This is a genomic window from Amycolatopsis sp. AA4 (genome assembly GCF_002796545.1).
Taxonomy (GTDB): Bacteria; Actinomycetota; Actinomycetes; order Mycobacteriales; family Pseudonocardiaceae; genus Amycolatopsis.
This window is the reverse complement of the sequence record NZ_CP024894.1, coordinates 4368106-4393314: the sequence shown is the minus strand read 5'-3', so window position 1 is coordinate 4393314 and position 25209 is coordinate 4368106. Positions and strand designations below refer to the sequence as shown.

The following is a 25209-nucleotide window of genomic DNA, read 5'->3' as shown; positions in this document are numbered from 1 at the left end:
GGGCCTCGTGAGTTCCTCCGCCGGTGCTGACCGGCAGAGGAGCTCACGAGCTGCTCAAGGACGGTCGGTGAGATACCCGCCCATCGTGGTGAAGTACTCCGCCGCGGGCAGTTCCCGGTCGTCCGCCGTCCGGACCCGTTCGATCCGCAGTCCCGGCGACTGGCCGCGCCGCGCCTCCCGGCCGGCGACGATCACCACGCCCTCGCCCTCGCGGATGAAGATGCGGCCGGGCGTCCCGCCGTAATGACCGTCCGAGACCGAAGCCCGCACGATGCGCAATTGCTCGCCTCGGTGGTAGGTGAAGGCGTTGGGGTACGGGTCGGATTGCGCGCGCACCAAGCGGTCCAGCTCCTCGGCGGACCACGTCCAGTCGATGAGGCTGTCGCGCGGCGCGCGTTTGTGGAAGAAGCTCGCCTTCGTCCGGTCCTGCGCGATCGGCACCACCGTGCCGGATTCGATCAGGCCCAGGGCTTCCGTCACGAGCGGTTCGATGAGGTCCACGGTGCGGTGGAACAAATCCGTGGCCGTGTCGCGCGGGCCGACCGTTACGGCGCGCTGGGCCACGATGTCGCCCGCGTCCAGTTCGTCGTTCATCATGTGCGCGGTGACGCCGACTTCCGGCTCGCCGTTGATCAGCGCCCAGATGATGGGGGAGAAGCCGGCGTAGGCGGGCAGCAGCGAGTCGTGCACGTTGAGCGTGCCGTGGCGGGGCAGATTGAAGATCTCCGGCGGCAGCCAGGTGCGCCAGTTGTTCGCGACGATCAGGTCCAGGTCCGCCGACTTCAGTTCTTCGAGCAGTTCGGCGTCGTCCGGGCGGGCGCGCAGCAGGGTGCGGATCCCGTGCTCTTCAGCCAGATCGGCGACCGAATCGCTCCAGATCCGTTCGTACGCGTGGTCGCTCGGCGGGTGGGTGACCACCAGCCGCACGTCCTGGCGTGCGTCGAGGAGGGCCTTGAGGGTGCGGTGTCCCCAGGTCTGGTAGCCGAACATGGCCACGCGCATCGGCGGTGCACCTTTCGTGGTCGGGACGAACATCACCCAGACAGTACTAGCTGAGGCTTACCTAAGTTAGGTTAGGGTTTCTTGCATTGATCAGTCGGGAACGGCGATGCGGCAACGCCGCGCTAGGGGACTTACATGTCACGAGCAGGGGCCGAGGGTGGCCAGGTGCCGGTGTACGACGTGGTCGGAGTCGGGTTCGGGCCGTCCAACCTGGCGCTCGCGATCGCCCTCGCCGAGCACAACGCGGGCTCGGGGGAGACGGTCACGGCGCACTTCCTGGAGCGCCAGCCTCGCTTCGGCTGGCATCGCGGGATGCTGATCGACACCGCGACCATGCAGGTGTCGTTCCTCAAGGACCTGGTCACGATGCGAAACCCGGCGAGCGCCTTCACGTTCCTGAACTACCTGCACGCAAAGGGACGGCTGGTCGATTTCATCAACCACAAGACCCTGTTCCCGCTGCGCGTCGAGTTCCACGACTACTTCGAATGGGCCGCGGCGAAGGTCGACGATCTGGTGTCCTACGGCAGCGAGGTCGTCTCGGTCGAGCCGGTCCGCGACGGCGGCGAGATCGCGTTCTTCGACGTGCGTGCCGAGGTGGATGGCGAGATTACCGAGCTGCGGGCGCGGAATCTCGTGCTGGGCACCGGATTGCGCGCGAAGCTGCCGGACGGGGTCGTTGCGGGGGAACGGATCTGGCACAACAGCGAGCTGCTGCACCGCGTCGAGTCGTTGCGCGGCACGGACGCGCGGCGGTTCGTGGTGATCGGCGCTGGTCAGAGTGCGGCCGAGGTCGCCGCTTTGCTGCACGACGAATTCCCGCGCGCCGAGGTGTGCGCGGTGTTCGCGCGTTACGGCTACAGCCCCGCCGACGACAGCGCATTCGCCAACCGGATCTTCGACCCCGCGGCGGTCGATTCCTTCTACGCGGCAAGCGAACCGGTCAAGGAACGCCTGATGGGCTACCACGGCGCGACGAACTACTCCGCGGTCGACCTGGACCTCATCGACGAGCTGTACCGGCGGTGCTACCGGGAGAAGGTGCTCGGTGCGGAACGGTTGCGGCTGTTCAACGTTTCGCGTCCGGTCGAGGTCGCCGACCAGGGCACGCACGTACGCGCGACGATCGAATCGCTGGCCACCGGCGAACGTTCGGTGCTGGACGCCGACGCCGTCGTCTACGCGACCGGCTACCTGCCCGCGGACCCGACACCGCTGCTCGGCGAACTGGCCAGCCAATGCCGACGGGACGACGAGGGCCGGTTGAAGGTCGAGCGGGACTACCGGATCACCACCGGCCCGGCGGTGCGCGGCGGGCTCTACCTGCAGGGCGGTACTGAGCACACGCACGGCATCACGTCGTCGCTGTTGTCGAACACCGCGGTGCGGGTCGGTGAGATCCTGCAGTCCATTGTGGACCGGCGGGCCGCGGAAGCGGATCCGGTGGAGTACGCGGTCAGCGGCATTCGCTGAAGCACGAAAAGGGCTGAACCACGACGAATCCCTTCGAAAACCCCGACGGCATCTACCGGGTCCTCGTGAACGAGGAGGGCCAGCACAACCTGTGGCCGGATTTCCTAGCAGTGCCGGAGGGCTGGCGAACCACTTTCGGTCCGGACGCGCGGCACGCCTGCCTGGACTACCTCGAGCAGGCCTGGGCCGACCTGCGCCCGCTCTCGCTTCAGGCGCGAGACGAGTCCTAAGCCCGTCAGGATTGGTGGCGGCGGAGGCCGGACCAGGCGGTCCACAGCGTCGCGTACCGGCCGCCCGCGGCGACGAGTTCGTCGTGCGTCCCGGATTCCATGACGACCCCGGCGTCCAGGACGACGATGCGGTCCGAGGCCGCTGCCTGCGTCAGGCGATGCGCCACGATCAAGCCGGTGCGGCCTTCGAGCGCGGCAGTCGCGGCGGATTCCAGCGTCTTCGCCCCGGCGCTTCCGGCCTCCGCGGTGGCCTCGTCGAGAATCGCCACGGGCGGGTCGGCCAGCACCAACCGTACGAGCGCCAGTTGCTGAGCTTGCGTGACCGTCAGCCGATGCCCGCCCTCGCCGACGACCGTCGCGAGTCCGTCTGGCAACGCTTCCACCCACTCGGCCGCGCCGACCTTGGCGAGTGCGGCCCGGAGTTCTTCATCGCTGGCGGCGGGAGCGGCAAGCCGGAGATCGTCCGCCAGCGGTCCGCTGAAGACGTGCACTTCCTGGCTGATCAACGCCACCGCGCGGCGGGTGGCGGCCGGGCCGAGCTGGTCGAGCGGGACGCCGCCGATCGATACCGTGCCGCTGCTGGCCTGGTGAATCCCGGCGATCAGCTTGGCCAGCGTCGTCTTCCCGGCTCCGCTCGCGCCGACCAGTGCGACACGCTCGCCCGGCGCGACTTCCAGGTCGACGTCGCGCAGCACTGGGTGTGTGTCCACATAGGAGTGTCCAATGCCGACTGCTTTCACCGAGGCATCGACTGGACGGCCCACGTGCGTCGGTTCGGCTGGCACGGGCAGGTCTGCCACGCCGATTAGCCGGGACAGGCTCGCGGTCGCCGCTTGGGCGTCGTCGACCAGCGCGAGCGCGGTGTTGATCGGTCCGAAGAGACTGTGGAAGTACAGCGCGGCCGCCGTCGCGACGCCGGCCGTCGCGAGATTCGCGCCCACCAAGAGGAATCCGGCGGCGAGCACCGCGGAAAGGCCCACGAATTCGGCGAGATTGAGCCGCCCGTAGAACCGGGTGGCGAGGCGGACCCCGCGCAAAGCCAGCTCGACCGCGCCGTTCGAGCGTTCGCGGACGCGGTCGACGTGCGCGTCGGCGAGCCGGAACGCGCGGACGGTCTTGGCTCCGCCGATGGTGTCGAGAAGCTGTTGCTGCTGCGCCCCGACGGCGGTGCGCTGGGCGGCGTACAGCGGGGTCGCGCGGCGGACGTACCAGCGGACGGTGTGCAGCTGGATCGGGACCGCCAGCAGAGCCGCGGCGAGGAAACGCCAGTCGAGGATCGCCATCGCGACGAGGGTCAGCACGATCGTCAGCACCGACCGGGCCAGGGCGGGCAGCGCTTGCCGGACGGCGTCGGCGACCACCGATACGTCGTTGGTGACGCGGGTGGTCAGGTCGCCGGAGCCGGCTTTTTCGACCTGCTCCAGCGGCAGGCCGAGCGCGCGGTCGACGAACCGTTCGCGCAGGTCGGCGAGCATGGTTTCGCCGAGCCGGGCGAGCATCGAGACGCCGAGCGCGGTGGCGATCGCGGACGTGGCGGCGACGAGGACCAGCCCGGCGACCGGGTAGATAAGCGCGGAAGCGGGTTGCCGGGTGGCGACGAGGTCCACGACACGGCCGAGCAGGGGAGCGGTGAGCAGGCCGATCGCGGTCGCGCCGACGACGAAGGCGAAGGACCCGATCGCGCGGCCCTTGGCTTGCCGCAGCAGGTCGAGCAGGACGGCCCGGATGCGCGGTCCGGTGGCGAGGGGGAGGAGGTGGTGGGTCATGGGAGGGCTGCCGCTCGGTGGGGTGCTTCGGCGTGGGCGTGGTTGGGGTGGGTGCCTGTGGTGGTGATTGGGGTGTGGTTTCGGCGGGGTTGCGTGACTGCGGTGGCGGTGGGGAGTGGGTGGCGTGGGGTCATGAGGGGGGCTCCCGCTCGGTGGGTTGGTTCGGCGTGAGCGAGGTTGGGCGTGGGTGCCGTGGTGCTGATTGGGGTGTGGTTTCGGCGGAGTTCTGCGATTGCGGTGGCGGTGGGGAGTGGTTGTCGTTGGGTCATGAGGGGGCTGCCGCTCGGTGGGTTAGTTCGGTGCGGGCGAGGTTGGGCGTGGGTGCCGTGGGGGTGTGGTTTCGGCGGGGTTCGGTGATTGCGGTAGCGGTGGGGAGGAGGTGGCGTTGGGTCATGAGCGGACCGCTGCTCGGTCGGCCGGTACGGCGTGGGTGCCTTGGGCCGTGATGCGTCGGCCTTCGATGAGTGCGAGCCGGTTGGTGAGGGTGGGCAGGGCTGGGCTGGTGACGCCAGTGGTGTGGTTTCGGCGGAGTTCTGCGATTGCGGTGGCGAGTGGGTGGCGTTGGGTCACGAGAGGACTGCCTCTCGGTAGGCCGGTTCGGTGCGGACCAGGTCGGCGTGGGTCCCTTGGGCGGTGAGGTGTCCGTCTTCGATCAGGACGACGCGGTCGGTGACGGTGAGCAGGGCTGGGCTCGTGGTGAGGAGGATCGTGGTGCGGGTTCGGCGAAGGGCTGCGACTCCGGCGGCGATGCGGGCTTCGGTGACGGTGTCGACGGCGGTCGTCGGGTCGTGGAGGACCAAGACCGGGGCTTCGGTGGCGAGGGCGCGTGCGAGGGCGACTCGTTGGCGTTGTCCGCCGGAGAGGGAGCGGCCGCGTTCGGTGATGGTCGTGGCGGTGCCGGTGGGGAGCGTCGCGGCGACTTCGTCGGCGGCGGAGGCGGTGAGCACTCCGTCGGGGATGGCGGGCATCCGGCCGCGAACGTTGTCTTCCACGGTTCCTTCGAACAAATCTGTGTCGTGCGCGGCGACGAGGACGACGTCGCGGACTCGGTCGGGGTCCACAGTGGACAGGTGCGCCTCATCGACGTGGACGGAGCCGGTGCGGGGGTCGGCGAAGCGGCCGAGGCAGTCGAGGAGATCGGTGGCCGCGGCGGGGTCGGTGGTGACGACGCCGAGCAACTCGCCGGGCGGGACGGTGAGGTTTAGTTCGCGGAGTTTTCCCTGGGATACGGCGGAAAGCTCGACGCTGCCGCGGGCTGGGGCGGGGAGTGCGCCGGTTCCGTCGGGGACGGCTGGGGGAGCGGCCAGCACCGCGGCGACCCGGCTGGCGGAGGCGCGGCCTTGGGCGAGCTGGCCGTTGACCCAGGCGAAGATGGTGAACGGCGTCTGCAGGAACTGGGCGAGCCCGACCGCGGCCACCAGGTCGCCGACGGAGATCTCGCCGTTCGCGGCCAGCGAGCCGCCGGCGAGGGCGACGATTGCGATGAAGACGCCGGTGAGCGCGAGCAGCGCGCCGTTGTGCCACGCCTGGGCGCGGGCCGCGCGGATGGTCGCCTGCAGGGAATCCCGGCTGGTGCGCCGGTACCTCGCCGTCGCCGCCGGTTCCGCGCCGATGCCTTTCAGCACCCGCAATCCGCTGACCAGGTCGGCAGCGACGCCCGAGGCGTGCGCGGCGCGTTCCTGCTCCAGTTCGCTGCGCTTTTCCAGCGGTTTGCCGACGAGGTGGGCGAGGAACAGCAGCGGCGGGGTGCCGAGGAGGACGAGCAATCCGAGCGGCACGGACATCCGCAGGAGCACCACCGCGCTGACGGCCAGTCCGGCGAGCGCGGCGATGCCGAACGGAAGCACCGCGTTGACCATGCCGACGCGGCGGGCGTCCGAGGTTCCGACGCTCACCAATTCCCCCGCGAGCGAACCGTTCTCCGCGCCGCCGCGAGGGTGCAGGACGCGCCGGGTGACCGCGAGCCGGATCTCGTGCGCGGCCCGCTCGGCGGCGCCTTCCGCGGCCCGCGCGCCGAAGCGGTAGCTGGTGGAGAGCACGAGGAAGACGATCGCCAGCACGGCCAGCCAGCCGAGGAGTGTGAAGGCGGAGCTGTCGGCGACGGCCCGGTCCAGCACGACGCCGATCACGACCGGGACGAGCGCCTCGCCGCCCTGGTGCCCGGCGGCGAGGACGGCCGCCGCGACGACGGATTTCCGCTGTCCGGCGAGGGCATTGCGCAGGACGTCCCGGCCGGTGGTCATCGGCGCCTCCGTTCGTGCGGAGGGTCCGGTCGGGTTGCCGGTTCCTCCCTTTCGTCCACTAGAGAAGGCTAGCCTAACCTTTGATCGGGTGGTGCCGGGAGCCTCGGTGGGTTCCGTCTCCGGGCAATACGACGGTCGGTTCGGGCGCTGGTGGCGGGCGTCGACTGCGGGGACGAGTCCGATCGGCGCGGTGAGGGCGGTCGCCGAGCAGGAGGACGTCGACGGGCTGCGGTCGAGTCTGGTGTTCGGTGGGCGAAGTTGCCCATGGTGTCGCGGCCCGCAGGCTCGGCTGCTGGCGGCGGGTTCCCGGTGGTGAGGGCGAATCCGGGCGCGGGCTGCTGGAGGCGGGTTCTGCGGCGAACCCGGTCACTGAGCAGCGGGACGCCGGTGCGCGTCGGCGAGGGTGGGGTCTGGGGCTAGTTACCGGTGGGCGTCGGGGGCCGCGGGCTCGGTCTCCGGTGGTTCTCCTGCGGAGACGACGGCTGGTTCGGGTTCGCCGAATCGGGCCAGTGCCAGGGCGGCGGCGACTGCGAGGACGAAACCCAGCACCGCGACGACGGCGAACCCGGGGCGGGTTCGGTCGCCGAGCAGCAGGACGCCGATCAGCGAAGGCATGACCGTTTCGCCGAGCACCATCATCGCCGTGGCGGTGGTGACGCTTCCGCGTTGCAGGGCGGTGGCGAAGTACAGCATGGCCAGCGCACCCGCGACGGCGACGACGTACAGCGCCGGGTCGCGCAGCAGGTCCAGCGGCGCGAGGCTCGGGATGACCCGGCCCGCTACCGCGACCAGGCCGAAGCACAGGCCGGCGACCAAGCCGAGTCCGGCGGTGCGGACGCGGTCGCTGGCGCGTCCGACGAGAAGCCCGGCGATTCCGAGGACTACGGCGGCACCGGCCAGTGCCAGCCGGAAGCCTAGGCCGACTTCGCTGGAGCCCTCGCTTTCCGCGGAGGAACCGAGCAGCGCGAGTCCGGCGACCACGACGCCGACGGCCGTCCATTCGCGCGCACCGAGGCGGACTCCGAATACCCGCACCGCCACGGCGGTCACGGCGAGGCTCGCGGCTTGCGTGGCCTGCACGAGAAACAGCGGCAGGACGTGCAGGGCGGCGATCTGCGCGACGAAGCCGACCCCGTCGAGCAGCAGCCCGACGACGAACTTCCACTGCTTCAACACCCGCAGCAACAGGCGTGGGTCGACCCTGGCGGCACCCTCGTCGGGCGCTGCCTTCGCGGCCACTGCCTGCATCACCGAAGCGACGCCGTAGGCCACCGCGGACAGCAGCGCGCACAGAAATCCCCACACCATGACACCGAGCGTATTCCTCCCCGGGACCAGTAGGGTCGGGGCCATGGCGGAGGCAGAGCGCGTCTGGCCGGATCCGCTCGACGGCGACGAGATGACCGTGCAGACGCGGTTCCTCGATTTCCTGCGGGCGACCGCGGTGCAGAAGGTCGCCGGGCTGACCCGGGAGCAGGCGGCCGCGGCGCCGCTGCCGAGTTCGCCGCGGACCAGCGCGCTGGGCGTGGTCAAGCACCTGACCGCGGTCGAGCGGTGGTGGCTGGTGATCGAGGCGGGCGGGTCCGCCGAACCTTCGCTGTGGCCGGGCTCTCCGGATCCGAGTTGGGATCTGACACCGGAGGACGACGTCGCGGCGGTGGTCGCGGCCTATCGCGCCGAGTGGGAACGATCGGCGGCGGCGTTGGCCGGGCTGGTTCCGGAGGACCGGACGCGGCGGTCTGGGAAGTTCACCGTCCGCTGGGTGCTCGCGCACGTCGTGCAGGAGACCGCTCGGCACGTCGGGCACCTCGACGCGCTGCGGGAACTCGCCGACGGCTCCGTGGGCGAGTGACCGGCGACCGTTAGGCTGCGGGGCATGGCAGACCAGCTTTACTTCCGCCAACTGCTCGCCGGCCGCGATTTCGCCGTCGGGGACCCCGTCGCGACCCAGATGGTGAATTTCGCTTACCTGATCGGGGACCGCGAAGCGGGCGAGGCGGTGCTGGTCGACCCGGCGTACGCGGTGGGCGACCTGGTCGAGACGCTGGAAGCCGACGGGATGCGGCTGACCGGCGTCCTCGCGACGCACCACCACCCCGACCACGTCGGCGGCGACATGATGGGTTTCTCGCTCCCGGGCATCGCGGAACTGCTCGCGCTGCGGCCGGTGCCGATCCACGTCAACGCGCAGGAAAGCGAGTGGGTGCGCCGGGTGACCGGCGTGTCGGACACCGACCTGCGCGCGCACGAGCACGACGACGTCGTGACCGTCGGCTCGATCGACATCCGGCTGCTCCACACGCCCGGGCACACGCCGGGAAGCCAGTGCTTCCTGGTCGGCGACAGGCTGGTCTCCGGGGACACGCTGTTCCTCGAGGGCTGCGGCCGGACCGACTTCCCGGGCGGCGACGCGGACGCGATTTTCCGCAGCCTGCAATGGCTGGCGACCCTGCCCGGGGATCCGGTGGTGTACCCCGGCCACCAGTATTCGCCGGAATCTTCGGCGTCGCTGTCGCGGGTGAAGAGCTCGAATTTCGTGTTCCGGCCCCGGTCTCTCGAGGAATGGCGGATGATGTTCGGCGGCTGAACCGGGTTTCGGTTCGGGCCGCCGCGGGTGCGTTCGGCGCGGTGCGGGCTCGTCGCGCCGACGGGTCGCGCGGTGAAGGGTACGGGCGAGGAACGCTTGCAGTGCCTGGAAAATGGACATGGTGATCTTGTACCGCACCGCACCGACAATTTCGTGCCGCCGGTGCTCAGCCGGGTGATCGAGGCCGCAGCGGCGGTCCGCGGCGAGCGCTCGCGCACGCGGTCGCTGCCTTAGCTGGAGCAGCGGTTTAGCCGCTCATGTTCGGCAGCGGACCGGGAAACCAGTCCCGCATTCCGGGCATCCCCGTGCCTGAGAGGGGAACAAACCCCGTACACCGCCGCCGGGGTTCCAGTGCGTGAGAGCCGTCCGGCACGTCATTGACTTCACCCGTCCGGGGATCGAAGCTCGGGGGCATGAAGCGCGGCGTCCTCCTCGTGTGCCGCCTGCACGTCGACCTCCGGCAGCAGGCGAGCGCGGTCTGTCTGTCCCGCCGCTGAATTCCCTTCCCCGCACCGAAAACCCCACCCGGGAGAAATCCGTGTCGATTTCCACCACGGGCGTGCTGCCGCGCGCCGAAACGGCCGCGCCGAAGCGCGCGCAACGGCGGCGGCTGCCGTCGCTGCGCCGCTGGATCAGCCCGGTCGCGCTGGTCGCGGCGTGGCAGATCGCCAGCTCGACCGGCGCGCTGCCGCCGGACAAACTCAGCTCGCCTTGGACCGTCCTGCAAGCCGGAGTCGATGTCGCCCGCAGCGGCGAACTCGGCAGCGCCTTCGTGGTCTCGCTGGGCCGCGTCGGCGCCGGATTCGCTCTCGGAGCGCTCGCCGGGCTGCTGCTCGGAGCCATTTCGGGGTTGTCGCGCTGGGGCGAAGCACTGGTCGACCCGCCGGTGCAGATGCTGCGCACCTTGCCGTTCCTCGGGTTGATCCCGTTGTTCATCCTGTGGTTCGGGATCGGCGAAGAGACCAAGATCTTCCTGGTCGCGCTGGGCGTGGCGTTTCCGCTGTACCTGAATGTCCACTCGGGAATCCGCACCGCCGATCCGCAGCTCGGGGAGGCCGCGCGGGCGCTGGGATTCACCCGCGGCGAACGGCTGTGGCACGTCGTCCTGCCGGGTGCGCTGCCGCAGGCGCTGGTCGGGCTGCGGCAGTCGCTCGGGGTCGCGTGGCTGGCGCTGATCGTCGGCGAGACGGTCAACGCGGACGCCGGGATCGGTTACCTCATCAACAATGCCCGCGAATTCCTGCGCACCGACGTCGTGGTGGTCGGGCTCGTGGTCTACGCCGTGCTGGGCCTCGTCACCGACGCGCTCGTCCGGCTGCTCGAAAGGAGGGCCCTGCGATGGCGAGCCCGGTAGTCGAGGTCCGCGACCTCACCAAGAAATTCGGCGACCGCACTGTCCTCGACCGGCTGGACCTGGACGTCGGCCGCGGCGAGTTCGTCGCGTTGCTGGGGCGGAGCGGATCGGGGAAGTCGACGCTGCTGAAGGTGCTGGCTGGGCTCGACGAGGAGATCGAGGGCACCGCGAGTATCGACGGGACGGTGTCCGTCGCCTTCCAGCAGCCGCGGTTGCTGCCGTGGCGCAAGGTCTGGCGCAACATCGTGCTCGGGCTGCGGCAGGACAACGACCGCGCCGTCGCCGAGAAGGCACTGGCCGAGGTGCGGCTGGCGGAGCACGCCGACAAGTGGCCGCTCACGCTCTCCGGCGGTGAAGCGCAACGGGTTTCGCTGGCCCGCGCCTTGGTCCGCGAGCCGGATCTCCTGCTCCTGGACGAACCGTTCGGCGCGCTCGACGCGTTGACCCGGCTGGCGATGCACCGGCTCGTCGAGGACCTGTGGCGAACGCACCAGCCCGCGGTGCTGCTGGTGACTCACGACGTCGACGAGGCGCTCGTGCTCGCCGACCGGATCCTCGTCCTCGGCGAAGGGCACATCGTCGCCGAACACGTACTCGGCCGGCCGCGTCCGCGGAAGGCCGCCGACAATGCCGAGGTGCGCAGCCGCGTCCTGGCCGACCTGGGAGTGACCGAAGGTGCACCTGCGTAACGTCCTGGCCGCGGCGCTTCTGCTGACCGGGCTCGCCGCCTGCTCGTCGTCCACTTCGGACGGTCGCGCGCCGGTTCCGGCCGCGGTTTCGCCCGCGGAGCTGAAGAAGGTCACGCTGCGCGTCGGCGATCAGAAAGGCGGCGTGAAATCCCTGCTCACCGCCGCCGGGCAGCTGACCGGCACGCCGTATCGGATCGAATGGTCCACGTTCACTTCCGGGCCGCCGTTGCTGGAGGCGGCTTCGGCGGGCGCGATCGACGTCGGCCGGGTGGGCAACACGCCGCCGATTTTCGCGGCCGCGTCGAAGGCGAAGATCTCCGTGGTGAGCGTGGCGAAGAGCAACGTGGAGCGGGAAACCATTCTGGTGCCGCCGGATTCGCCGTTGACCGACGTCGCGTCCTTGCGGGGCAAGACGGTCGGGGTCGCGAAGGGGAGTTCGGCGCACGGGCAGCTGCTCAACACGCTGAAGAAGGCCGGTCTGTCCACGAAGGACATCAAGATCTCCTTCCTGCAGCCGTCCGAAGCGTTCGCCGCGTTCACCCAGCACCAGATCGACGCGTGGTCGATCTGGGATCCCTACACCGCGCAAGCCCAGATCGACGCGCACGCCCGCGTGCTCGCCGACGGTCGGGGCGCGTCCAACGGGCTCGCCTTCGAGACCGCGAGCACGACCGCGCTGGCCGATCCGGGCAAGAACTCGGCGATCAAGGATTTCGTGCAGCGCGTGGTGAAAGCGCAGCTCTGGTCGAACTCGCATCCGGACGAATGGGCGCGCGCCTGGGCGGCGGAAACCGGGTTGAAGCTCGAGGTGGCGAAGAAGGCCGTCTCCGCCGGGCGGGACCGGCCGGTCCCGCTGGACGATTCCGTCGTCGCGTCCGAGCAGCAGCTCGCCGACGCGTTCGCGAACGAGGGCACGCTGCCCGGGAAGGTCGACTTCGCGGCGTTCGTCGACCGCCGTTACGGGCCCGACATCGAGGCCGCGAGGAGGAACGGATGAGCGTGAAACTGCACTGGTTCCTGCCGACCACCGGGGACGGCCGGACGATCGTGGAACGCTTCCACGCCAACAAGTCCCAGGGCCCGAGCGCGCAGCGGCCGGCGGACCTGGACTACCTCGCGCAGGTCGCGCGCGCGGCCGAGCGGCTCGGGTTCGAGGGCGTGCTGACCCCGACCGGGACCTGGTGCGAGGACGCCTGGCTGACCACCGCCGCGCTGATCCGCGAGACGAGCCGGCTCAAGTTCCTGGTCGCGTTCCGGCCGGGCGTCATCTCGCCGACGCTCGCCGCGCAGATGGCCGGCACGTTCCAGCGGCTGTCCGGCGGCCGGGTCCTGCTGAACATCGTGACCGGCGGCGACGCGATCGAACAGCGCCGCTTCGGCGACTGGCACGACCACGACGCGCGCTACGCCCGGACCGACGAGTTCCTGTCCATCGTGCGCGGCGTGTGGTCGGGCGAGCCGTTCGACTTCGCCGGCGACCACCTGCGCGTCGAAGGAGCCACGACGCTCGCCGCGCCGGATCCCGTTCCGCCGTTGTACTTCGGCGGTTCCTCGGCGGCGGCGCTCCCGGTCGCCGCGCGGCATGCCGATGTCTACCTGACCTGGGGGGAGCCGCCCGCGCAGGTCGCGGAGAAAATCGGGAAGGTGCGCGAACTGGCGGAACAGGCCGGTCGGAAGGTGCGGTTCGGGGTCCGGCTGCACACCATCGCGCGCGACACCTCGGCGGAGGCTTGGGCGGAGGCGCAGAAGCTGCTGGACGCGTTGAGTCCGGAGCAGATCGCCAAGGCTCAGTCGCAGCTGGCGGCGAGCGAGTCGGTGGGGCAGCAGCGGATGGTCGCGCTGCACGGCGGCAAGGCGGGGACGACGGCGCGGGACCTGGAGATCCATCCGCATTTGTGGGCTGGGATCGGCCTGGTGCGCGGGGGAGCCGGGACTGCGCTGGTGGGGAGCTATGCGGAAATCGCGGATTTGATCGAGGAGTACCACGACGCGGGCGTGTCGGAGTTCGTGCTGTCCGGGTATCCGCATCTGGAGGAGGCGTACTGGTTCGGCGAGGGCGTGCGGCCGGAGCTGGCCCGGCGCGGGTTGCTGGACGAGGTCCCGGCGGTGCGGGCGGTTCCGGGGGAGCGGGCGGTGGCTGCTCAGTAGCGTTCCGCGGATGACCCTCACGAGAGCAGGTAGGGCACCTCGATCCGGCGGCGCAGCGCGAGATGCATCATCGCGCGGCCGCCGAGTTCGAGGTCGTCCTCCAGCGCCTTCAACGCGGTCTCCCCGCCGACCCGGAGCTGGTCGACGAGGTGCCGGTGGGTCGTCGCCAGCTGGGCGGCGGACGATTCGGCCCGGATCGTCGCGAGCATGCAGTTCAGTTCGTTCGCGCAGGCCCGGTGCGCCGCCAGCACGCGCGGGTTGCCGCTGGCGGCCACGATCTCGGTGTGCACCGCGCTGTGCGCCTCGATCACGTGCCGCCACGGGGTTTCGGCGGTCATCGACTCGAGCCGCCGCACCGCCTCGTCGACCGCGTCGAAGCCCGCGTTCTGGAGCAGGGCCAGCCGCAGCGCGCCGAGTTCCAGGATCGAGCGGTACGAGCACATCGCGTCGATGCGTTCGGCGGTCACCGCGGGGACGACGATCCCCTTGTTGCGCTGGTGTTCGAGCAGGCCCTCGGACACCAGCGTCTGCAGGCCGGACCGGACCGAATGGCGGCCCGCCCCGAAGCGAGCGCTCAGAGATTCCTCCGTGAGCCGCGTGCCGGGTTCGAGGAGACCGTCCAGGAGATCGTCGCGAAGCGCCTGCGCGATGCTTCCCGGCGTACTGCCCGCCTGTTCGCGCACTTCGCCACTCATTTCAGCAGAATTTCCCACCGCCGCTGCCGATCTTAGCCGAGGCCACCGTCAAATCCGGGCGGGCAGCCGAAGGGAGGCGTGTTCGCCGGTGATCTCGTCGGTGCGCCTGACGCCGAGAAGCCGCAACGTCCGCACGTACTCGGCGCGGAGGATGTCGATCGCGCGCTCGACGCCTTGTTCTCCCGCTGCCATCAGGCCGTACAGATACGCGCGGCCGACCATCGCCGCCGACGCGCCCAGTGCCCGTGCGGCCACCAGGTCCGCGCCGGTCCGGACGCCGGTGTCGAGGATGACCTCGCAGTCGTCCCCGACCGCGTCCACGACACGGGGCAGCAGTTCGAGCGGGGTCGGCGCGCGGTCGAGCTGGCGCCCGCCGTGGTTCGAGAGCACGAGCGCGTCGACGCCGGAAGCGGCCATCTCCTTGGCGTCCGCGACGCTCTGAATCCCTTTGACAATCAGCTTTCCCGGCCACCGGCCGCGCAGCCACCGCAGGTCTGCGACGGTCAGGGACGGGTCGAACATCGTCCCGATCAGTTCTTCGACCGTGCCGTCGAAGTTGTTCAACGCGGCGAACTGCAGCGGTTCGGTGGTCAGGAGGTTCATCCACCAGGACGGCCGGACCGCGATCCCGGCGAGGGTGCGGACGGTCAGCGTCGGCGGGATCGTCAGTCCATTCCGGACATCGCGCATCCGCGCCCCGCCGATCGGGGTGTCGACGGTCAGGACGAGCGCCTCGTACCCGGCTTGAGCTGCGCGTTCGACCAGCGCTTCGCTCGCGGCGCGGTCCTTCCAGAGATAGAGCTGGAACCACTGCCGCGCGGACGGCGCGCAGGCCCGGACGTCTTCGAGATCGGTGGTTCCCATCGTCGAGAGCACGTACGGGATCCCGGCGCGGGCAGCCGCGCGGGCGACGGCGATCTCGCCTTCGTGGTGCATCATGCGGGTGAAGCCGGTGGGCGCCAGCACGAGCGGCAGCGCGGACTGTCCACTGAGGACTGACGTGGCCGGGTCCACCTCGGTGACGTCCTGCAGCACGCGCGGGTGCAACTCGACGTTCTCGAAGGCCCGCCGGGCCCGGCCGAGGCTGATTTCCTGCTCCGCCGCGCCGTCGACGTAGTCGAAGACCGGCCGGGGCGTGCGGCGGCGCGCGATGGTGCGCAGGTCGTCGATGGTGTGCGCGGCGGCGAGGCGGCGCTCGCGGACGTCGAACCGCGGCTGCCGGAACTTGAGCAGCGGCCGGATCTCCGACGGGCGGGGCAGCCGTCGCCTGACCGGCCGCCGGGGCAGGTGCTCGGGTTCGAACGTGGTCATCCGCTGCCTCCTGGCCGCCGGGAAATCGGTACACAATCCTCGGTCGATCAAAAGGGTGCTGCACCGAGGTTTTCGCACTCATGGGCAGGAGGAGTGAAGCATGGCACGCATCTGGAGCGCAAGGATTGTGACACAATCTCGTCAGCGCTGGGCGGCCGCCAACGCGCCGAGCGTGTCGAGGTCGTGTTCGAGCGCGTGCCGGGCCAGTGCGGTCCGGTTCGGACAGTCGAGCTTCACCAGCGAAGACTCGACATGGCTGCGCACCGTCCGGACCGTGATCCCGAGCGCCGACGAGATCCGTTCGTTCGACCACCCACGCGAGACCAGTCCCACGACGTCCAGTTCCCGCCCGGTCAACGGCCCGGGATCGGGCACGCGGGAGATCCGCAGCAGCACTCCGTCCGGACGCCGCGCCCGCGCCAGCACCCGCCACCAGACGCCGTCCGCGTCCCGGTGGCGGAATCCGGTCCGCCCGGCTGTGGCGCACCGCGCGGCGAACCGGACCTCGTGCTCGCTCAGCGGCAGTTGCCCGACCGCGGCCGAACGCACCTCGGCCTTGCCCTGCGAAACGAGCAGCACAACGTCCGCGGCGGGATCGCCCGGCTCGGCGCCGGGATCGGCCAGCGCGGCGAAATCATGCGACAGCATCGTGAGCGCCAGGCGGGATTCGTCGTCCAGCGGCCGGTCGTGCGTCGAACTCAGTGCCACGAAGCCCGGCGCCTCGCCCGGGGCCGCCCGCAGCGGCAGCGTCATCCCTTCGCGGAACCCGTGCGGTTGAATGACTTCCTGGTAGGTCCGGGTTTCGTGGACTTCTGGCACGTCGACGAACCGCAGCGGCAGGCCCAGCCGGATCGCGCGCTGGTGGATCGGGCATTTCCAGCGGTAGGTCGTCGTGATGTAGCCGAGTGCGTCCGAGGGGTAGCCGAGGTTGACGGTCGCGGTGTGCTGCCGCCCGCCGGTGACCAAGGCAGCGCAATCGAAACCGAGTTCGTCGCGCACGGTCCGCAACGGCGTCTCGACCGGCAGGTCGCCCCGGCCCGCCGCGCGCACTTCCCGAGCGAGCCGGGCCCACCACTGCACATCTGCGGCCATTTCCGAACCTCCGCTGCCGAACGGAGCATGAACGGCCGCCGTCCGGAATGTCAACGGGCGCACGTCCGCGGCGGGAGCGGAACGGCTTTTCGGCCGATGCCGCCGTCCGGGCCCGTTCGTAACGTTCTGGGCCCCCGGCTGAAGGAGCACTCGATGAACCTCGACGAATACGCCGCCCTCGACGCGACCGCGCTGGCCGCGGTCCTCGCCTCCGGAGAGGTCACCGCCGACGAGGTCGCCGCGCTGGCGGCGGAGGCCATCGGCAAGGTGAACCCGGAGCTGAACGCGGTCGCCGACGGCCCGTTCGAGCGCCCGCTCGACTACGCGCGCGACGGCCGGTTCGCCGGGGTCCCGTTCGCGATCAAGGACCTCGTCCTGCACGCCGCCGGGGTGCCGACCCGGATGGGCACGCGGCTGCTCGGCAAGGGCGTCGTGCCGCCGGAGGACACCCATCTGATGGCGCGCTTCCGCGCGGCGGGCCTGGCGACGCTGGCCGTCACGACCACGCCGGAGCTGGGCTTCAACGGGAACTCCGAAGCGCTGGCCTACGGTTCGACGCGCAACCCGTGGCACACCGGGCACAGCGCCGGCGGGTCCAGCGGCGGTTCCGCGGCCCTCGTGGCGGCCGGGGCGCTCCCGATCGCGCACGCCAACGACGGCGGCGGGTCGATCCGCGTGCCGGCGGCCTGCACTGGCCTGGTCGGCCTGAAACCGACCCGCGGCCGGGTCCCCGCCGGGCCGGACTTCGCCGATCCGCTCTACGGAATGGGCGTCGAACTCGCGGTCTCGCGGACGGTCCGGGACACCGCCGCGCTGCTCGACGAGGTCGCGGTGAGCTATCCGGGCGACCCGTACGTCCTCGCCCCGCCCGCGCGCCCGTGGCTCGACGAGGTCGGCGCCGACCCGGGACGGCTGCGCATCGCCCTGCACACCGAATCCTGGGCGGGCAGCTACGTCGACCCGGAGGTGGCGCGCGCGGTCGAAGCCGTGGCCGAGGTGCTCGAAGCGGCCGGCCATCACGTCGAGCGCGCGACGCCGGTCTTCGACTGGGAAGCGTTCCTGCACGCCAATCACGTGCTGTGGTCCGGATTCCTGGCCGGCTCGGTGGCCGGGATCGAAGCGATGACCGGGGTGGCGGCGGGTCCGGAGAACCTCGAACGCACCTCGTGGGCCTGCGTCGAGTACGGCCGCTCGATCAGCGGGATCGAACTGACCGCGGCGCTGGGCGCGATGAACGTCGTTTCCCGCGAGGCGGGCCGGTTCTTCACCGAGTACGACCTGTTGCTGACCCCGACGATGAACACCCCGGCCCTGCCGCTGGGCCGCCTCGACGCGAACGCCGAGCTGACTGCGACCGAGTGGACGAGGCAGCTTTTCGACGCGTGCTCGTTCACGCCGTTGTTCAACCAGACCGGCGCACCCGCGATCAGCCTCCCGCTCGGCGAGTCCTCGCAGGGGTTGCCGATCGGGGTCCAACTGGGCGGCCCGGTGTGTTCGGAGTCGTTGCTGCTGCGGGTCGCGGCGTTCCTGGAGGAGGCGATGCCGTGGGCGGCCCGGCGGCCCGCGGTCCACGTCGCTACTGGGACCGGCAAGTCCTGAGGTAGCTGAGGAACGACGCCTGCAACCCGGTCACGTGCGTTTCGCGCAGGACCTCGCTGGTGACAATCGCGTCGCGCGAGGTGAGGCGGTGCAGGAGCGTGGCCGTGTTCTTCGCGAGATTCTGGTACACAGCCAGTTCGCCGAAAAGCTCTCGGTCGTTGACGGTGACGTGCAGCTTGGCGGCGGGCAGGCCGTCGCCAAGCTCGCGGAGCCGGGCGAAAACCTGGCTGTCTTCCCCGACGACGCCGGGGCTGCCCGCTCCGATGCTTTCGAAGAGCGGGTTCCCGCTGAGCCAGGCGTAGAGGCTGAAAAGCCCGCCGTAGGAATAGCCGAAAAGGCCGTGCCCGCTCGCGGCCGTGCCGTAGTCGCGTTCGATGCGCGGGTGCAGTTCTTCGGTGAGGAAGGCCAGGAACGCGTCGGCGCGGGTGTCGCGCAGTTCGGCGAGATAGGCGTCGGCTTGCTCGCGGGTCATCCGGCCCGTTCGCACTCCCATCTCCACGGCGTCGACGAACTCCGCGCCGACGGGCTCGCCGGGCGGTACGAGGTCGCGGTTGCGCAGCCGGGTCCACTGCTCGGCTTCCTCGCCCGCGTAACCGACGCTGACCTGGAGGTACGGCTGGATCTGCTGCATGGGATCCGCCTGGGTGACGATGAGCGGAGCCGTCTGGCCCACGGTCCAGTTGCCGTCGAGCACGTACAAGGCAGGCGCTCGCGTCGTGGCGGGGTCGTAGCCCGGCGGCGTGGTGACCCAGACGCCGTAGTCGTATCCGGCGCTGGAACGGGTTTCGAAATAGCCGGTGTCGGCGAGGCAGCCTTGCCACATGGCGGTCATCGGAGGTCCTTCACTGTTCGGCCGCCCTGAACGACCACGACCGCGTTGGCCGGGTCGGAGAACAGCTGGGGATTCTCGAGCGGATTTCCTTTCCAGAGCACGAAATCCGCCCGCAGGCCGGGAGCGAGCACGCCCACCTCGCCGGACAGGCCGAGGATCTCGGCGTTGGTTTTCGTGGCCGCGACGAGAGCTTCCATCGGGGTCTCGAGAGCGGCCCGCAAGGCGAGTTCTTCGCCGCGGCGCTCCTGGGCCGGGCCGATGAGATCCGAACCCAGCCCGATCCGCACTCCGGCTTCCTTGGCGCAGGCGAGCGCCGCGGCCATCCGCTCGCGAACGCCCAGCGCCCGGTCGCGGATCGACTCGTCGAGGCCGGTGCTCGCGGTGTCCCGCAGCAGGTGCTCCACGACCGCGAACGTGGGGACCAGGGCGACGTCGTGAGCGGCCATCAAAGCGGCCGTGGGCTCGTCGATGTCAGTGCCGTGTTCGACACAGCGCACCCCGGCCTCGATCGCGTTCCGGATGCCTTCGTTGTTGTGCGCGTGCACCGTCACGTAGGTGCCGCGCGCGGCGGCTTCTTGCACCGCGACGGCGATTTCTTCGACGGTGAACTGCGTGTCGGTCAGCTGATCGTGCGCGCTGACCACGCCGCCGGTCACGCAGAGCTTCAGGAACGAGGCGCCGCGCCGGAAGGTCTCGCGCACGTTGCTGCGCAGCTCGTTCGCGTTGCCCGACTGCAGGGACAGGGCGCACAGGCCCGGGATGTGGTGACTGGTCCACAGCTCGGTGGGCTCCCATTCGGCTCCGTAGTAGCCGTGCCCGCCGGTCTGGCACTGCACCGGTCCACACGACAGCACGCGCGGTCCCCGGACCTTGCCCTTGGCGATCGCGGTGACGACGCCGCCGTCAATCCCGCCGGTGTCCCGGACGGTCGTGAATCCGGCGTCGAGCGCGGCACCGGCCGTGGCGAAGATATCCGCCGCGATCTCGGCGACGCTGAGCCGGAACGAGAACTGAGGCTCGATCGGGCTCGCCAGGCCAAGGTGGACGTGGGCGTCGATCAGGCCGGGGGTCATCGTCAGCCCGTCGGCGTCGAAGCGTTCGCCTCCCGCGCCGGGCTGGGCGATCAGCCCGTCTTCGACCGCGACGACGGCTTCGGCGGGATCGCGCCCCGACCCGTCGACGACCGTCGCGCCGACTACCTGAAAACGTCCCACGAGCCGTCCCTCCGCCGTTGCACCGGTCTTTTCCAATGGATAAACTGCGGAGGTGACCTTGTCAAGCACGGAACCCTCCGGCGACGCCCGCGAGCGGCTCCTGGCCCGGCTTCTCGACGCCTTCGACGGGACGCTTCCCTCGCCGGACGTTTCGCTGCGGGAGGTCGCCGCCCGGGCCGAGACCAGCCATGCCCTGCTGCGCTACCACTTCGGGTCGTTGCCGGGGGTGCTGGCGGCGATGCTCAAGGCCCAGCGAGCCCGCGACAACGAGGTTCTGTTCGAGACCGCGAAGCAAAGCACCTTCGACGACTTCGTGCGGGCGATCTGGCGGACCTACACCCGCCCGGAGCAGCTGTCGCGGGTCCGCGGGTTCTTCCACGTCGCGGGGCTGGCGGCGTACCGGCCGGAGGACTTTCGCGAGCTGTTCGACTCGCTGGACGACCTGACGAAGATGCTGACCTCGCTCGCGGAAGGCGAAGGGCGCGGGGCCGAGGAAGCGCGGACCATGGCGACCGTCGCGGTCGCCGCGATTCGCGGTCTGTTGTTGCGGGAAGTGCTGACCCCGGAGGGGCATTCCGAAGACGCGGTCGAGTTGCTTCTCCGGATGAGCAAGGGCTGATCAGGTCTCGGACACCGTCCGCGACAACGCCAGCGCAACGGTCCGCACCGCGGGCGCGACCCGTTCGGTGCGCATCCGGGTCGCCCATCCGGAGATCGACACGGCGGCCACCGCCAGCCCGTTCGCGTCGACCAGCGGGCTCGCCGCGCACACCACGCCGACCCCGGATTCCTCGCGCTCGAAGGCGATTCCGTCCTCGCGGATCCGCGCGAGCTGGCGGCGCAGCAGCCCGGGCGCGGTGATCGTCCGCGGGCTGACCCGGGGGAGTCCGGCGTCGATCACGCGGTTCACGACGTCGTCGGGGGAGCAGGACAGGATCGCCTTCCCGACGCCGGTCGCGTGCGCGGGGAAGCGCCCGCCGGTGCGCGAGGGCAGATCCGGCGCGTCCGGTCCGCGCAGCACGTCCAGGTACACGACCTCGGTGCCCTCCAGGACCGCGAGATGCACCGTGTTCCGCGTGGCCTCCCGCAGGTCCGCCAGGTACGGCCGGGCCGCCTCCACCAGGCCGCGGCGGCGCACCGCGAGCTGGCCGATCTCGAACAGCCGCAGTCCTAACCGGACGGACGTGCCGTCGCGTTCGAGCAGGCCGGTGTCCGCGAGATGCCCGGCGAGCCGGTGCACGGTCGTCTTCGCGAGTCCGGTCCGGCGCGCCAGTTCGGAGACGCCCAGCGCGTCGTCGCCGGGGCGGAAGGCTTCCAGCACGGCGGCGACGCGCGCGGTCACAAGCCCGTCGCTGTTCCGTCCAGTGGTACGCATGGGTTGAGTGTGCCCTATCCCGGCGAGCACCGTGGCGGCATGGCGGAACGCAAGGTGACGGCCGCGATCGTCGGCCCGGGCAACATCGGTACGGATTTGCTGGCAAAACTCCAGCGCAGCGAGCACGTGGAAGTGCGCTACATGGTGGGCGTGGACCCGGCGTCGGACGGGCTCGCCCGCGCCGCGAAGCTCGGCCTCGAGACGTCCGCCGAGGGCGTCGACTGGCTGCTTTCGCGGGCGGAACTGCCGCAGCTGGTGTTCGAATCGACGTCGGCGAAAGCGCACAAGGCCAACGCGCCGCGGTACGCCGAGGCCGGCATCCGCGCGATCGACCTGACGCCCGCGGCGGTCGGCCCGCTCACGTGCCCGGCGGTGAACCCGCCCGACCAGCTGACCGACCGCAACGTCAACATGATCACCTGCGGCGGCCAGGCGACCATCCCGATCGTGCACGCGGTTTCGCGCGTGACGCCGGTGTCGTACGCGGAGATCGTCGCGTCGGTGTCGTCGCGGTCGGCCGGTCCCGGCACGCGCGCGAACATCGACGAGTTCACCGAGACGACCGCGCACGCGATCGAAAAGGTCGGGGGAGCGGACAAGGGCCGCGCGATCATCATCATCAACCCGATGGACCCGCCGATGATCATGCGCGACACGGTTTTCTGCGCCGTCGACCCGGACGCCGACTTCGACGCGATCAGCGAATCCGTGCACCGCATGGTGAAAGACGTCCAGCAGTACGTGCCGGGCTACACGCTCAAGGCCGACCCGCAGTTCGACCCGCCGCGCCCGGACTGGAGCGGCAAGGCCCGCGTGGGCGTGTTCCTGGAGGTCGCGGGCAACGGCGACTACCTGCCCAAGTACGCGGGCAACCTCGACATCATGACCGCCGCCGCCGCGCGCGTCGGCGACCTCTTCGCCGCTCAGGAGGTGGCCGCGTGAACAACACCGACGTCCGGCTGGTCGACACCACTCTGCGCGACGGCAGTCACGCGATGGCGCACCAGTTCACCGAAAAGCAGGTGCGCGACACCGTCCGCGCGCTCGACGACGCGGGCATCTCGCTGATCGAGGTGACCCACGGCGACGGCCTCGGCGGCTCGACCTTCAACTACGGCTTTTCCTTGGTGGACGAACGAAAGCTGATCGCGGCCGCGGTCGACGAGGCGAAGCAGGCGAAGATCGCCGTGCTCCTCCTGCCCGGCCTCGGCACGGTCACCGACCTGCGCGCGGCGGCCGACCTCGGCGCGGGCGCGGTGCGGATCGCGACGCACTGCACCGAGGCGGACGTGTCCATGCAGCACTTCGGCGCGGCGCGCGACCTCGGCCTGGAAACCGTCGGATTCCTGATGCTGTCGCACATGTCGTCGCCGGAAGACCTGGCGAAGCAGGCGCGGATCATGGTCGACGCGGGCTGCCAGTGCGTGTACGTCGTGGACTCCGCGGGCGCGCTGATCCTGGACGACGCGTCCGACCGCGTCGCCGCGCTCGTCGCGGAACTCGGCGACGAGGCACAGGTCGGCTACCACGGACACCAGAACCTGAGCTTCGGCGTCGCCAACTCGGTGCTCGCGTACCGCGCGGGGGCTCGGCAGATCGACGGTTCGCTCGCCGCGCTCGGCGCGGGTGCGGGCAACTCGCCGACCGAAGTCCTCGCCGCCACCTTCGAACGGCTCGGCATCAAAACCGGGGTGGACAAAGACGTTCTGCTGGAAGCCGCGGAGAACGTCGTGAAGAAGTACCTGACCCGGCTGCCGGTGATGGACCGGTCGTCGATCATCCAGGGCTTCGCCGGCGTGTACTCCAGCTTCCTGCTGCACGCCGAGCGCGCCGCCGAACGCTACGGCGTCCCGGCGCACGAAATCCTCTACAAGGTCGGCGAAGAGCGCTACGTCGGCGGCCAGGAGGACATGATCATCGACATCGCGCTGCGGCTGCGCGACGAGCGGGCAGCCGCTCAGTGAGCCCCCGAGTCGAAAGCGTCCGCGCCGAGCACCAGCTGCACGCAGTGCTCGACGAGACGCTCGCGGCTCACTTTCAGCGTGCCGTCGAGGTACGCGATGAACACGTTGCTGAGCGCGCCGACGAGACCGATCGCCACGAGCTGGCGGCCGGTTTCGTCGCCGCGCGACAGCTGTTCCCCGACCAGCGCGGTGAACGCCGGGAGCAGGTGGAGCCCGCGTTGGGTCAGCGCCGGATCGGTCAGCGGCGCGAGCAGCAGCACCCGGCCCTTGCGCGGGTCGTCCAGCATCAGCTCCACGAACGCGGTGACGGCGCGTTCGGCGCGGCGGGCCGGATCGGCCTCGCCGGACACCGCGTCGGCCAAGGCTTTCCGGGCCTGGTCCCCGACGTCCTCGTAGACCGCGGCGACCAGGCTTTCCCGGTCGGCGAAGCTTTCGTAGAAGTACCGCTCGGTCAGCTTCGCGGACCGGCACACCGCGCGGACGCTCACCGCCGCACTGCCTTGCGCGCCGAGCAGGTCGAGCCCGGCGGCCAGCAGCTGAGCGCGGCGCTGGGCCTTGCGGTCGTCCAGCGTCGTGCCCGCCCACGTGCGGCCCGGCATGCTCGCTCCCGTCCCGAGTTGACCACAGATGTTGTCACATCCTAACCTGACAACAGCTGTAGTCACTTCGCCGACCCGCCGAGGAGCCGCGATGAGGGACACGCCGGAACCGCTGGGACCGGACTCGCTGACCTGGAAGTACTTCGGCGACTGGCGCGGGCTGCTGATCGCGCTGTGGGCCGGGTCGATGCAGAACATGCACCCCGGCCTCGGCGCGGGCGTCGAGGAGCATTCGAAGTTCTTCGCCGAACGCTGGCAGCGGCTGTTCCGTTCGCTGTACCCGATCGGCGGCGTGGTCTACGACGGCCCGCTCGCGCACCGCACGGCGCTGGAGGTGCGCGGCTACCACGACCGGATCAAGGGCGTGGACAAGAAGGGCCGCCGCTACCACGCGCTCGACCCGGACACGTATTACTGGGCGCATTCGACGTTCTTCGTCAGCACCATCCTGATCGCCGACAATTTCATGGGCGGCATCGGCGAAGAGGAGAAACGCACGCTGTTCGACGAGCACGTGCGCTGGTGGCGGATGTACGACATGACGATGCGGCCGGTGCCGGAATCGTGGGAGGACTTCCAGCGGTACTGGAAGCACATGTGCACCGAGGTGCTGGAGGACAACAAAGCCGCGCGCGACGTCCTCGACCTCCGCGGCATCGCGAAACCGCCGTTCCTGCCGTGGTTGCCGGATCCATTGTGGAAACCGGTCGCCAAGGTGATCGCGAAGCAGTTCGTCTGGCTGACCGTCGGGATGTACGACCCGGAGGTGCGCGAACTGCTCGGCTACCGCTGGACCGAGCGGGACGCCCGACGGCACCGCCGCGTCGGCAAGCTGATCAACGCGGCGTTTTCGCTGCTTCCGCACGACCGCCGCTACCATCCGCGGGCACGGGCGGGCTGGCGGCGCGCCCGCGGCGAACTGGCCCCGGGGACGCCGCCGGTCGAAACCCCGCGCCGCAATCTTCCGCCGCTCGCCGAGCGCGGGAAACCGGAGCACTACTCGCCGGACGTGCCGTGAAGGACTCCTTCCGGGAAT

At 70.4% G+C, this 25209-nt stretch carries 23 protein-coding genes and 1 pseudogene; 13 read left to right on the top strand and 11 right to left on the bottom strand.

What is annotated here, in order from left to right:
- Window positions 1–54 precede the first annotated feature (54 nt).
- Window positions 55–1002: a methionyl-tRNA formyltransferase gene (locus CU254_RS20485; RefSeq protein ID WP_009078946.1), complete on the bottom strand. Its 948-nt coding sequence runs from the start codon at window positions 1000–1002 to the stop codon at window positions 55–57.
- A 135-nt stretch (window positions 1003–1137) separates the two neighbouring features.
- Between CU254_RS20485 and CU254_RS20480 the strand changes: the two genes are divergently transcribed.
- Window positions 1138–2475 carry a lysine N(6)-hydroxylase/L-ornithine N(5)-oxygenase family protein gene (locus CU254_RS20480; protein ID WP_009078944.1) on the top strand — a complete coding sequence of 446 codons (1338 nt, stop codon included), beginning with the start codon at window positions 1138–1140 and terminating at the stop codon, window positions 2473–2475.
- A gap of 35 nt (window positions 2476–2510) precedes the next feature.
- Window positions 2511–2705, top strand: a pseudogene (locus tag CU254_RS20475) (MbtH family protein); the annotation flags it as partial.
- A gap of 5 nt (window positions 2706–2710) precedes the next feature.
- Here CU254_RS20475 and CU254_RS20470 read toward each other — a convergent pair.
- The 3 genes from CU254_RS20470 to CU254_RS20460 all read right to left on the bottom strand — a co-directional run bounded on the left by CU254_RS20470 (window position 2711) and on the right by CU254_RS20460 (window position 8022).
- Entirely contained in the window at window positions 2711–4471 is a 1761-nt protein-coding gene (locus CU254_RS20470; protein WP_009078940.1) for an ABC transporter ATP-binding protein, read from the bottom strand.
- A 566-nt stretch (window positions 4472–5037) separates the two neighbouring features.
- A complete protein-coding gene (locus CU254_RS20465) occupies window positions 5038–6714 on the bottom strand; it encodes an ABC transporter ATP-binding protein (RefSeq protein WP_009078938.1) in 1677 nt (558 codons plus the stop codon).
- A 420-nt stretch (window positions 6715–7134) separates the two neighbouring features.
- Window positions 7135–8022 (bottom strand): hypothetical protein, encoded by an 888-nt coding sequence (locus tag CU254_RS20460; protein WP_037714297.1) that lies wholly within the window; start codon window positions 8020–8022, stop codon window positions 7135–7137.
- A gap of 43 nt (window positions 8023–8065) precedes the next feature.
- Here CU254_RS20460 and CU254_RS20455 point away from each other — a divergent pair, with 43 nt between their 5' ends.
- The 6 genes from CU254_RS20455 to CU254_RS20425 all read left to right on the top strand — a co-directional run bounded on the left by CU254_RS20455 (window position 8066) and on the right by CU254_RS20425 (window position 13492).
- The gene (locus CU254_RS20455) at window positions 8066–8566 is read left to right on the top strand and encodes a DinB family protein (protein WP_009078937.1); all 501 of its coding nucleotides are present in this window, start codon (window positions 8066–8068) and stop codon (window positions 8564–8566) included.
- 24 nt (window positions 8567–8590) lie between these two features.
- Window positions 8591–9301: an MBL fold metallo-hydrolase gene (locus tag CU254_RS20450; RefSeq protein WP_037714295.1), complete on the top strand. Its 711-nt coding sequence runs from the start codon at window positions 8591–8593 to the stop codon at window positions 9299–9301.
- A 538-nt stretch (window positions 9302–9839) separates the two neighbouring features.
- Window positions 9840–10655 carry an ABC transporter permease gene (locus tag CU254_RS20440; RefSeq protein ID WP_009078931.1) on the top strand — a complete coding sequence of 272 codons (816 nt, stop codon included), beginning with the start codon at window positions 9840–9842 and terminating at the stop codon, window positions 10653–10655.
- Entirely contained in the window at window positions 10640–11344 is a 705-nt protein-coding gene (locus CU254_RS20435) for an ABC transporter ATP-binding protein (protein WP_009078930.1), read from the top strand. The genes CU254_RS20440 and CU254_RS20435 overlap by 16 nt, the downstream gene beginning before the upstream one ends.
- Window positions 11331–12341: an ABC transporter substrate-binding protein gene (locus CU254_RS20430; protein ID WP_009078928.1), complete on the top strand. Its 1011-nt coding sequence runs from the start codon at window positions 11331–11333 to the stop codon at window positions 12339–12341. Before CU254_RS20435 ends, CU254_RS20430 begins: the two co-directional genes overlap by 14 nt.
- Window positions 12338–13492, top strand: coding sequence for an LLM class flavin-dependent oxidoreductase (locus CU254_RS20425; protein WP_009078926.1), 1155 nt, complete (start codon window positions 12338–12340; stop codon window positions 13490–13492). Before CU254_RS20430 ends, CU254_RS20425 begins: the two co-directional genes overlap by 4 nt.
- A 17-nt stretch (window positions 13493–13509) precedes the next feature.
- On the opposite strand, the gene CU254_RS20420 is transcribed toward CU254_RS20425, so the two are convergent.
- The 3 genes from CU254_RS20420 to CU254_RS20410 all read right to left on the bottom strand — a co-directional run bounded on the left by CU254_RS20420 (window position 13510) and on the right by CU254_RS20410 (window position 16590).
- Window positions 13510–14187, bottom strand: a complete 678-nt coding sequence (locus CU254_RS20420; protein WP_050788231.1) for a GntR family transcriptional regulator — start codon at window positions 14185–14187, stop codon at window positions 13510–13512.
- Window positions 14188–14235: 48 nt separating this feature from the next.
- Window positions 14236–15498 (bottom strand): alpha-hydroxy acid oxidase, encoded by a 1263-nt coding sequence (locus tag CU254_RS20415; RefSeq protein WP_050788230.1) that lies wholly within the window; start codon window positions 15496–15498, stop codon window positions 14236–14238.
- Between the two features lie 141 nt (window positions 15499–15639).
- A complete protein-coding gene (locus CU254_RS20410) occupies window positions 15640–16590 on the bottom strand; it encodes a LuxR C-terminal-related transcriptional regulator (protein ID WP_009078920.1) in 951 nt (316 codons plus the stop codon).
- 153 nt (window positions 16591–16743) lie between these two features.
- On the opposite strand from CU254_RS20410, the gene CU254_RS20405 reads away from it, so the two are divergent.
- A complete protein-coding gene (locus CU254_RS20405) occupies window positions 16744–18189 on the top strand; it encodes an amidase (protein WP_009078918.1) in 1446 nt (481 codons plus the stop codon).
- Here CU254_RS20405 and CU254_RS20400 read toward each other — a convergent pair.
- Window positions 18167–19021, bottom strand: a complete 855-nt coding sequence (locus CU254_RS20400) for an alpha/beta hydrolase (protein WP_009078916.1) — start codon at window positions 19019–19021, stop codon at window positions 18167–18169. The genes CU254_RS20405 and CU254_RS20400 overlap by 23 nt on opposite strands.
- A complete protein-coding gene (locus CU254_RS20395) occupies window positions 19018–20235 on the bottom strand; it encodes an amidohydrolase family protein (RefSeq protein ID WP_037714293.1) in 1218 nt (405 codons plus the stop codon). The genes CU254_RS20400 and CU254_RS20395 overlap by 4 nt, the downstream gene beginning before the upstream one ends.
- Window positions 20236–20287: 52 nt before the next feature.
- Between CU254_RS20395 and CU254_RS20390 the strand changes: the two genes are divergently transcribed.
- Window positions 20288–20854, top strand: a complete 567-nt coding sequence (locus tag CU254_RS20390; protein WP_009078913.1) for a TetR/AcrR family transcriptional regulator — start codon at window positions 20288–20290, stop codon at window positions 20852–20854.
- Here the strand turns inward: CU254_RS20390 and CU254_RS20385 are convergent, their stop codons facing one another.
- Entirely contained in the window at window positions 20855–21610 is a 756-nt protein-coding gene (locus CU254_RS20385) for an IclR family transcriptional regulator (protein WP_037714291.1), read from the bottom strand.
- A 39-nt stretch (window positions 21611–21649) separates the two neighbouring features.
- Between CU254_RS20385 and CU254_RS20380 the strand changes: the two genes are divergently transcribed.
- Window positions 21650–22552, top strand: a complete 903-nt coding sequence (locus CU254_RS20380; RefSeq protein WP_009078908.1) for an acetaldehyde dehydrogenase (acetylating) — start codon at window positions 21650–21652, stop codon at window positions 22550–22552.
- Entirely contained in the window at window positions 22549–23574 is a 1026-nt protein-coding gene (dmpG, locus tag CU254_RS20375) for a 4-hydroxy-2-oxovalerate aldolase (protein ID WP_009078906.1), read from the top strand. Before CU254_RS20380 ends, dmpG begins: the two co-directional genes overlap by 4 nt.
- Here the strand turns inward: dmpG and CU254_RS20370 are convergent.
- On the bottom strand, window positions 23568–24173 hold the full coding sequence (locus CU254_RS20370) for a TetR/AcrR family transcriptional regulator (RefSeq protein WP_037714289.1): 606 nt from the start codon (window positions 24171–24173) through the stop codon (window positions 23568–23570). The two genes, dmpG and CU254_RS20370, sit on opposite strands and share 7 nt — an antisense overlap.
- Window positions 24174–24264: 91 nt before the next feature.
- Here CU254_RS20370 and CU254_RS20365 point away from each other — a divergent pair, with 91 nt between their 5' ends.
- On the top strand, window positions 24265–25191 hold the full coding sequence (locus CU254_RS20365) for an oxygenase MpaB family protein (RefSeq protein WP_037714286.1): 927 nt from the start codon (window positions 24265–24267) through the stop codon (window positions 25189–25191).
- Window positions 25192–25209 lie beyond the last annotated feature (18 nt).

What these genes read in the sequence shown, in the direction of transcription:
- CU254_RS20485 (WP_009078946.1), bottom strand. Translation starts at nt 1,002, where the DNA reads ATGCGCGTGGCCATGTTCGGCTACCAGACCTGGGGACACCGCACCCTC.
- CU254_RS20480 (WP_009078944.1), top strand. Translation starts at nt 1,138, where the DNA reads ATGTCACGAGCAGGGGCCGAGGGTGGCCAGGTGCCGGTGTACGACGTG.
- CU254_RS20470 (WP_009078940.1), bottom strand. Translation starts at nt 4,471, where the DNA reads ATGACCCACCACCTCCTCCCCCTCGCCACCGGACCGCGCATCCGGGCC.
- CU254_RS20465 (WP_009078938.1), bottom strand. Translation starts at nt 6,714, where the DNA reads ATGACCACCGGCCGGGACGTCCTGCGCAATGCCCTCGCCGGACAGCGG.
- CU254_RS20460 (WP_037714297.1), bottom strand. Translation starts at nt 8,022, where the DNA reads ATGGTGTGGGGATTTCTGTGCGCGCTGCTGTCCGCGGTGGCCTACGGC.
- CU254_RS20455 (WP_009078937.1), top strand. Translation starts at nt 8,066, where the DNA reads ATGGCGGAGGCAGAGCGCGTCTGGCCGGATCCGCTCGACGGCGACGAG.
- CU254_RS20450 (WP_037714295.1), top strand. Translation starts at nt 8,591, where the DNA reads ATGGCAGACCAGCTTTACTTCCGCCAACTGCTCGCCGGCCGCGATTTC.
- CU254_RS20435 (WP_009078930.1), top strand. Translation starts at nt 10,640, where the DNA reads ATGGCGAGCCCGGTAGTCGAGGTCCGCGACCTCACCAAGAAATTCGGC.
- CU254_RS20425 (WP_009078926.1), top strand. Translation starts at nt 12,338, where the DNA reads ATGAGCGTGAAACTGCACTGGTTCCTGCCGACCACCGGGGACGGCCGG.
- CU254_RS20420 (WP_050788231.1), bottom strand. Translation starts at nt 14,187, where the DNA reads ATGAGTGGCGAAGTGCGCGAACAGGCGGGCAGTACGCCGGGAAGCATC.
- CU254_RS20415 (WP_050788230.1), bottom strand. Translation starts at nt 15,498, where the DNA reads ATGACCACGTTCGAACCCGAGCACCTGCCCCGGCGGCCGGTCAGGCGA.
- CU254_RS20410 (WP_009078920.1), bottom strand. Translation starts at nt 16,590, where the DNA reads ATGGCCGCAGATGTGCAGTGGTGGGCCCGGCTCGCTCGGGAAGTGCGC.
- CU254_RS20405 (WP_009078918.1), top strand. Translation starts at nt 16,744, where the DNA reads ATGAACCTCGACGAATACGCCGCCCTCGACGCGACCGCGCTGGCCGCG.
- CU254_RS20400 (WP_009078916.1), bottom strand. Translation starts at nt 19,021, where the DNA reads ATGACCGCCATGTGGCAAGGCTGCCTCGCCGACACCGGCTATTTCGAA.
- CU254_RS20385 (WP_037714291.1), bottom strand. Translation starts at nt 21,610, where the DNA reads ATGCGTACCACTGGACGGAACAGCGACGGGCTTGTGACCGCGCGCGTC.
- CU254_RS20380 (WP_009078908.1), top strand. Translation starts at nt 21,650, where the DNA reads ATGGCGGAACGCAAGGTGACGGCCGCGATCGTCGGCCCGGGCAACATC.
- CU254_RS20370 (WP_037714289.1), bottom strand. Translation starts at nt 24,173, where the DNA reads ATGCCGGGCCGCACGTGGGCGGGCACGACGCTGGACGACCGCAAGGCC.
- CU254_RS20365 (WP_037714286.1), top strand. Translation starts at nt 24,265, where the DNA reads ATGAGGGACACGCCGGAACCGCTGGGACCGGACTCGCTGACCTGGAAG.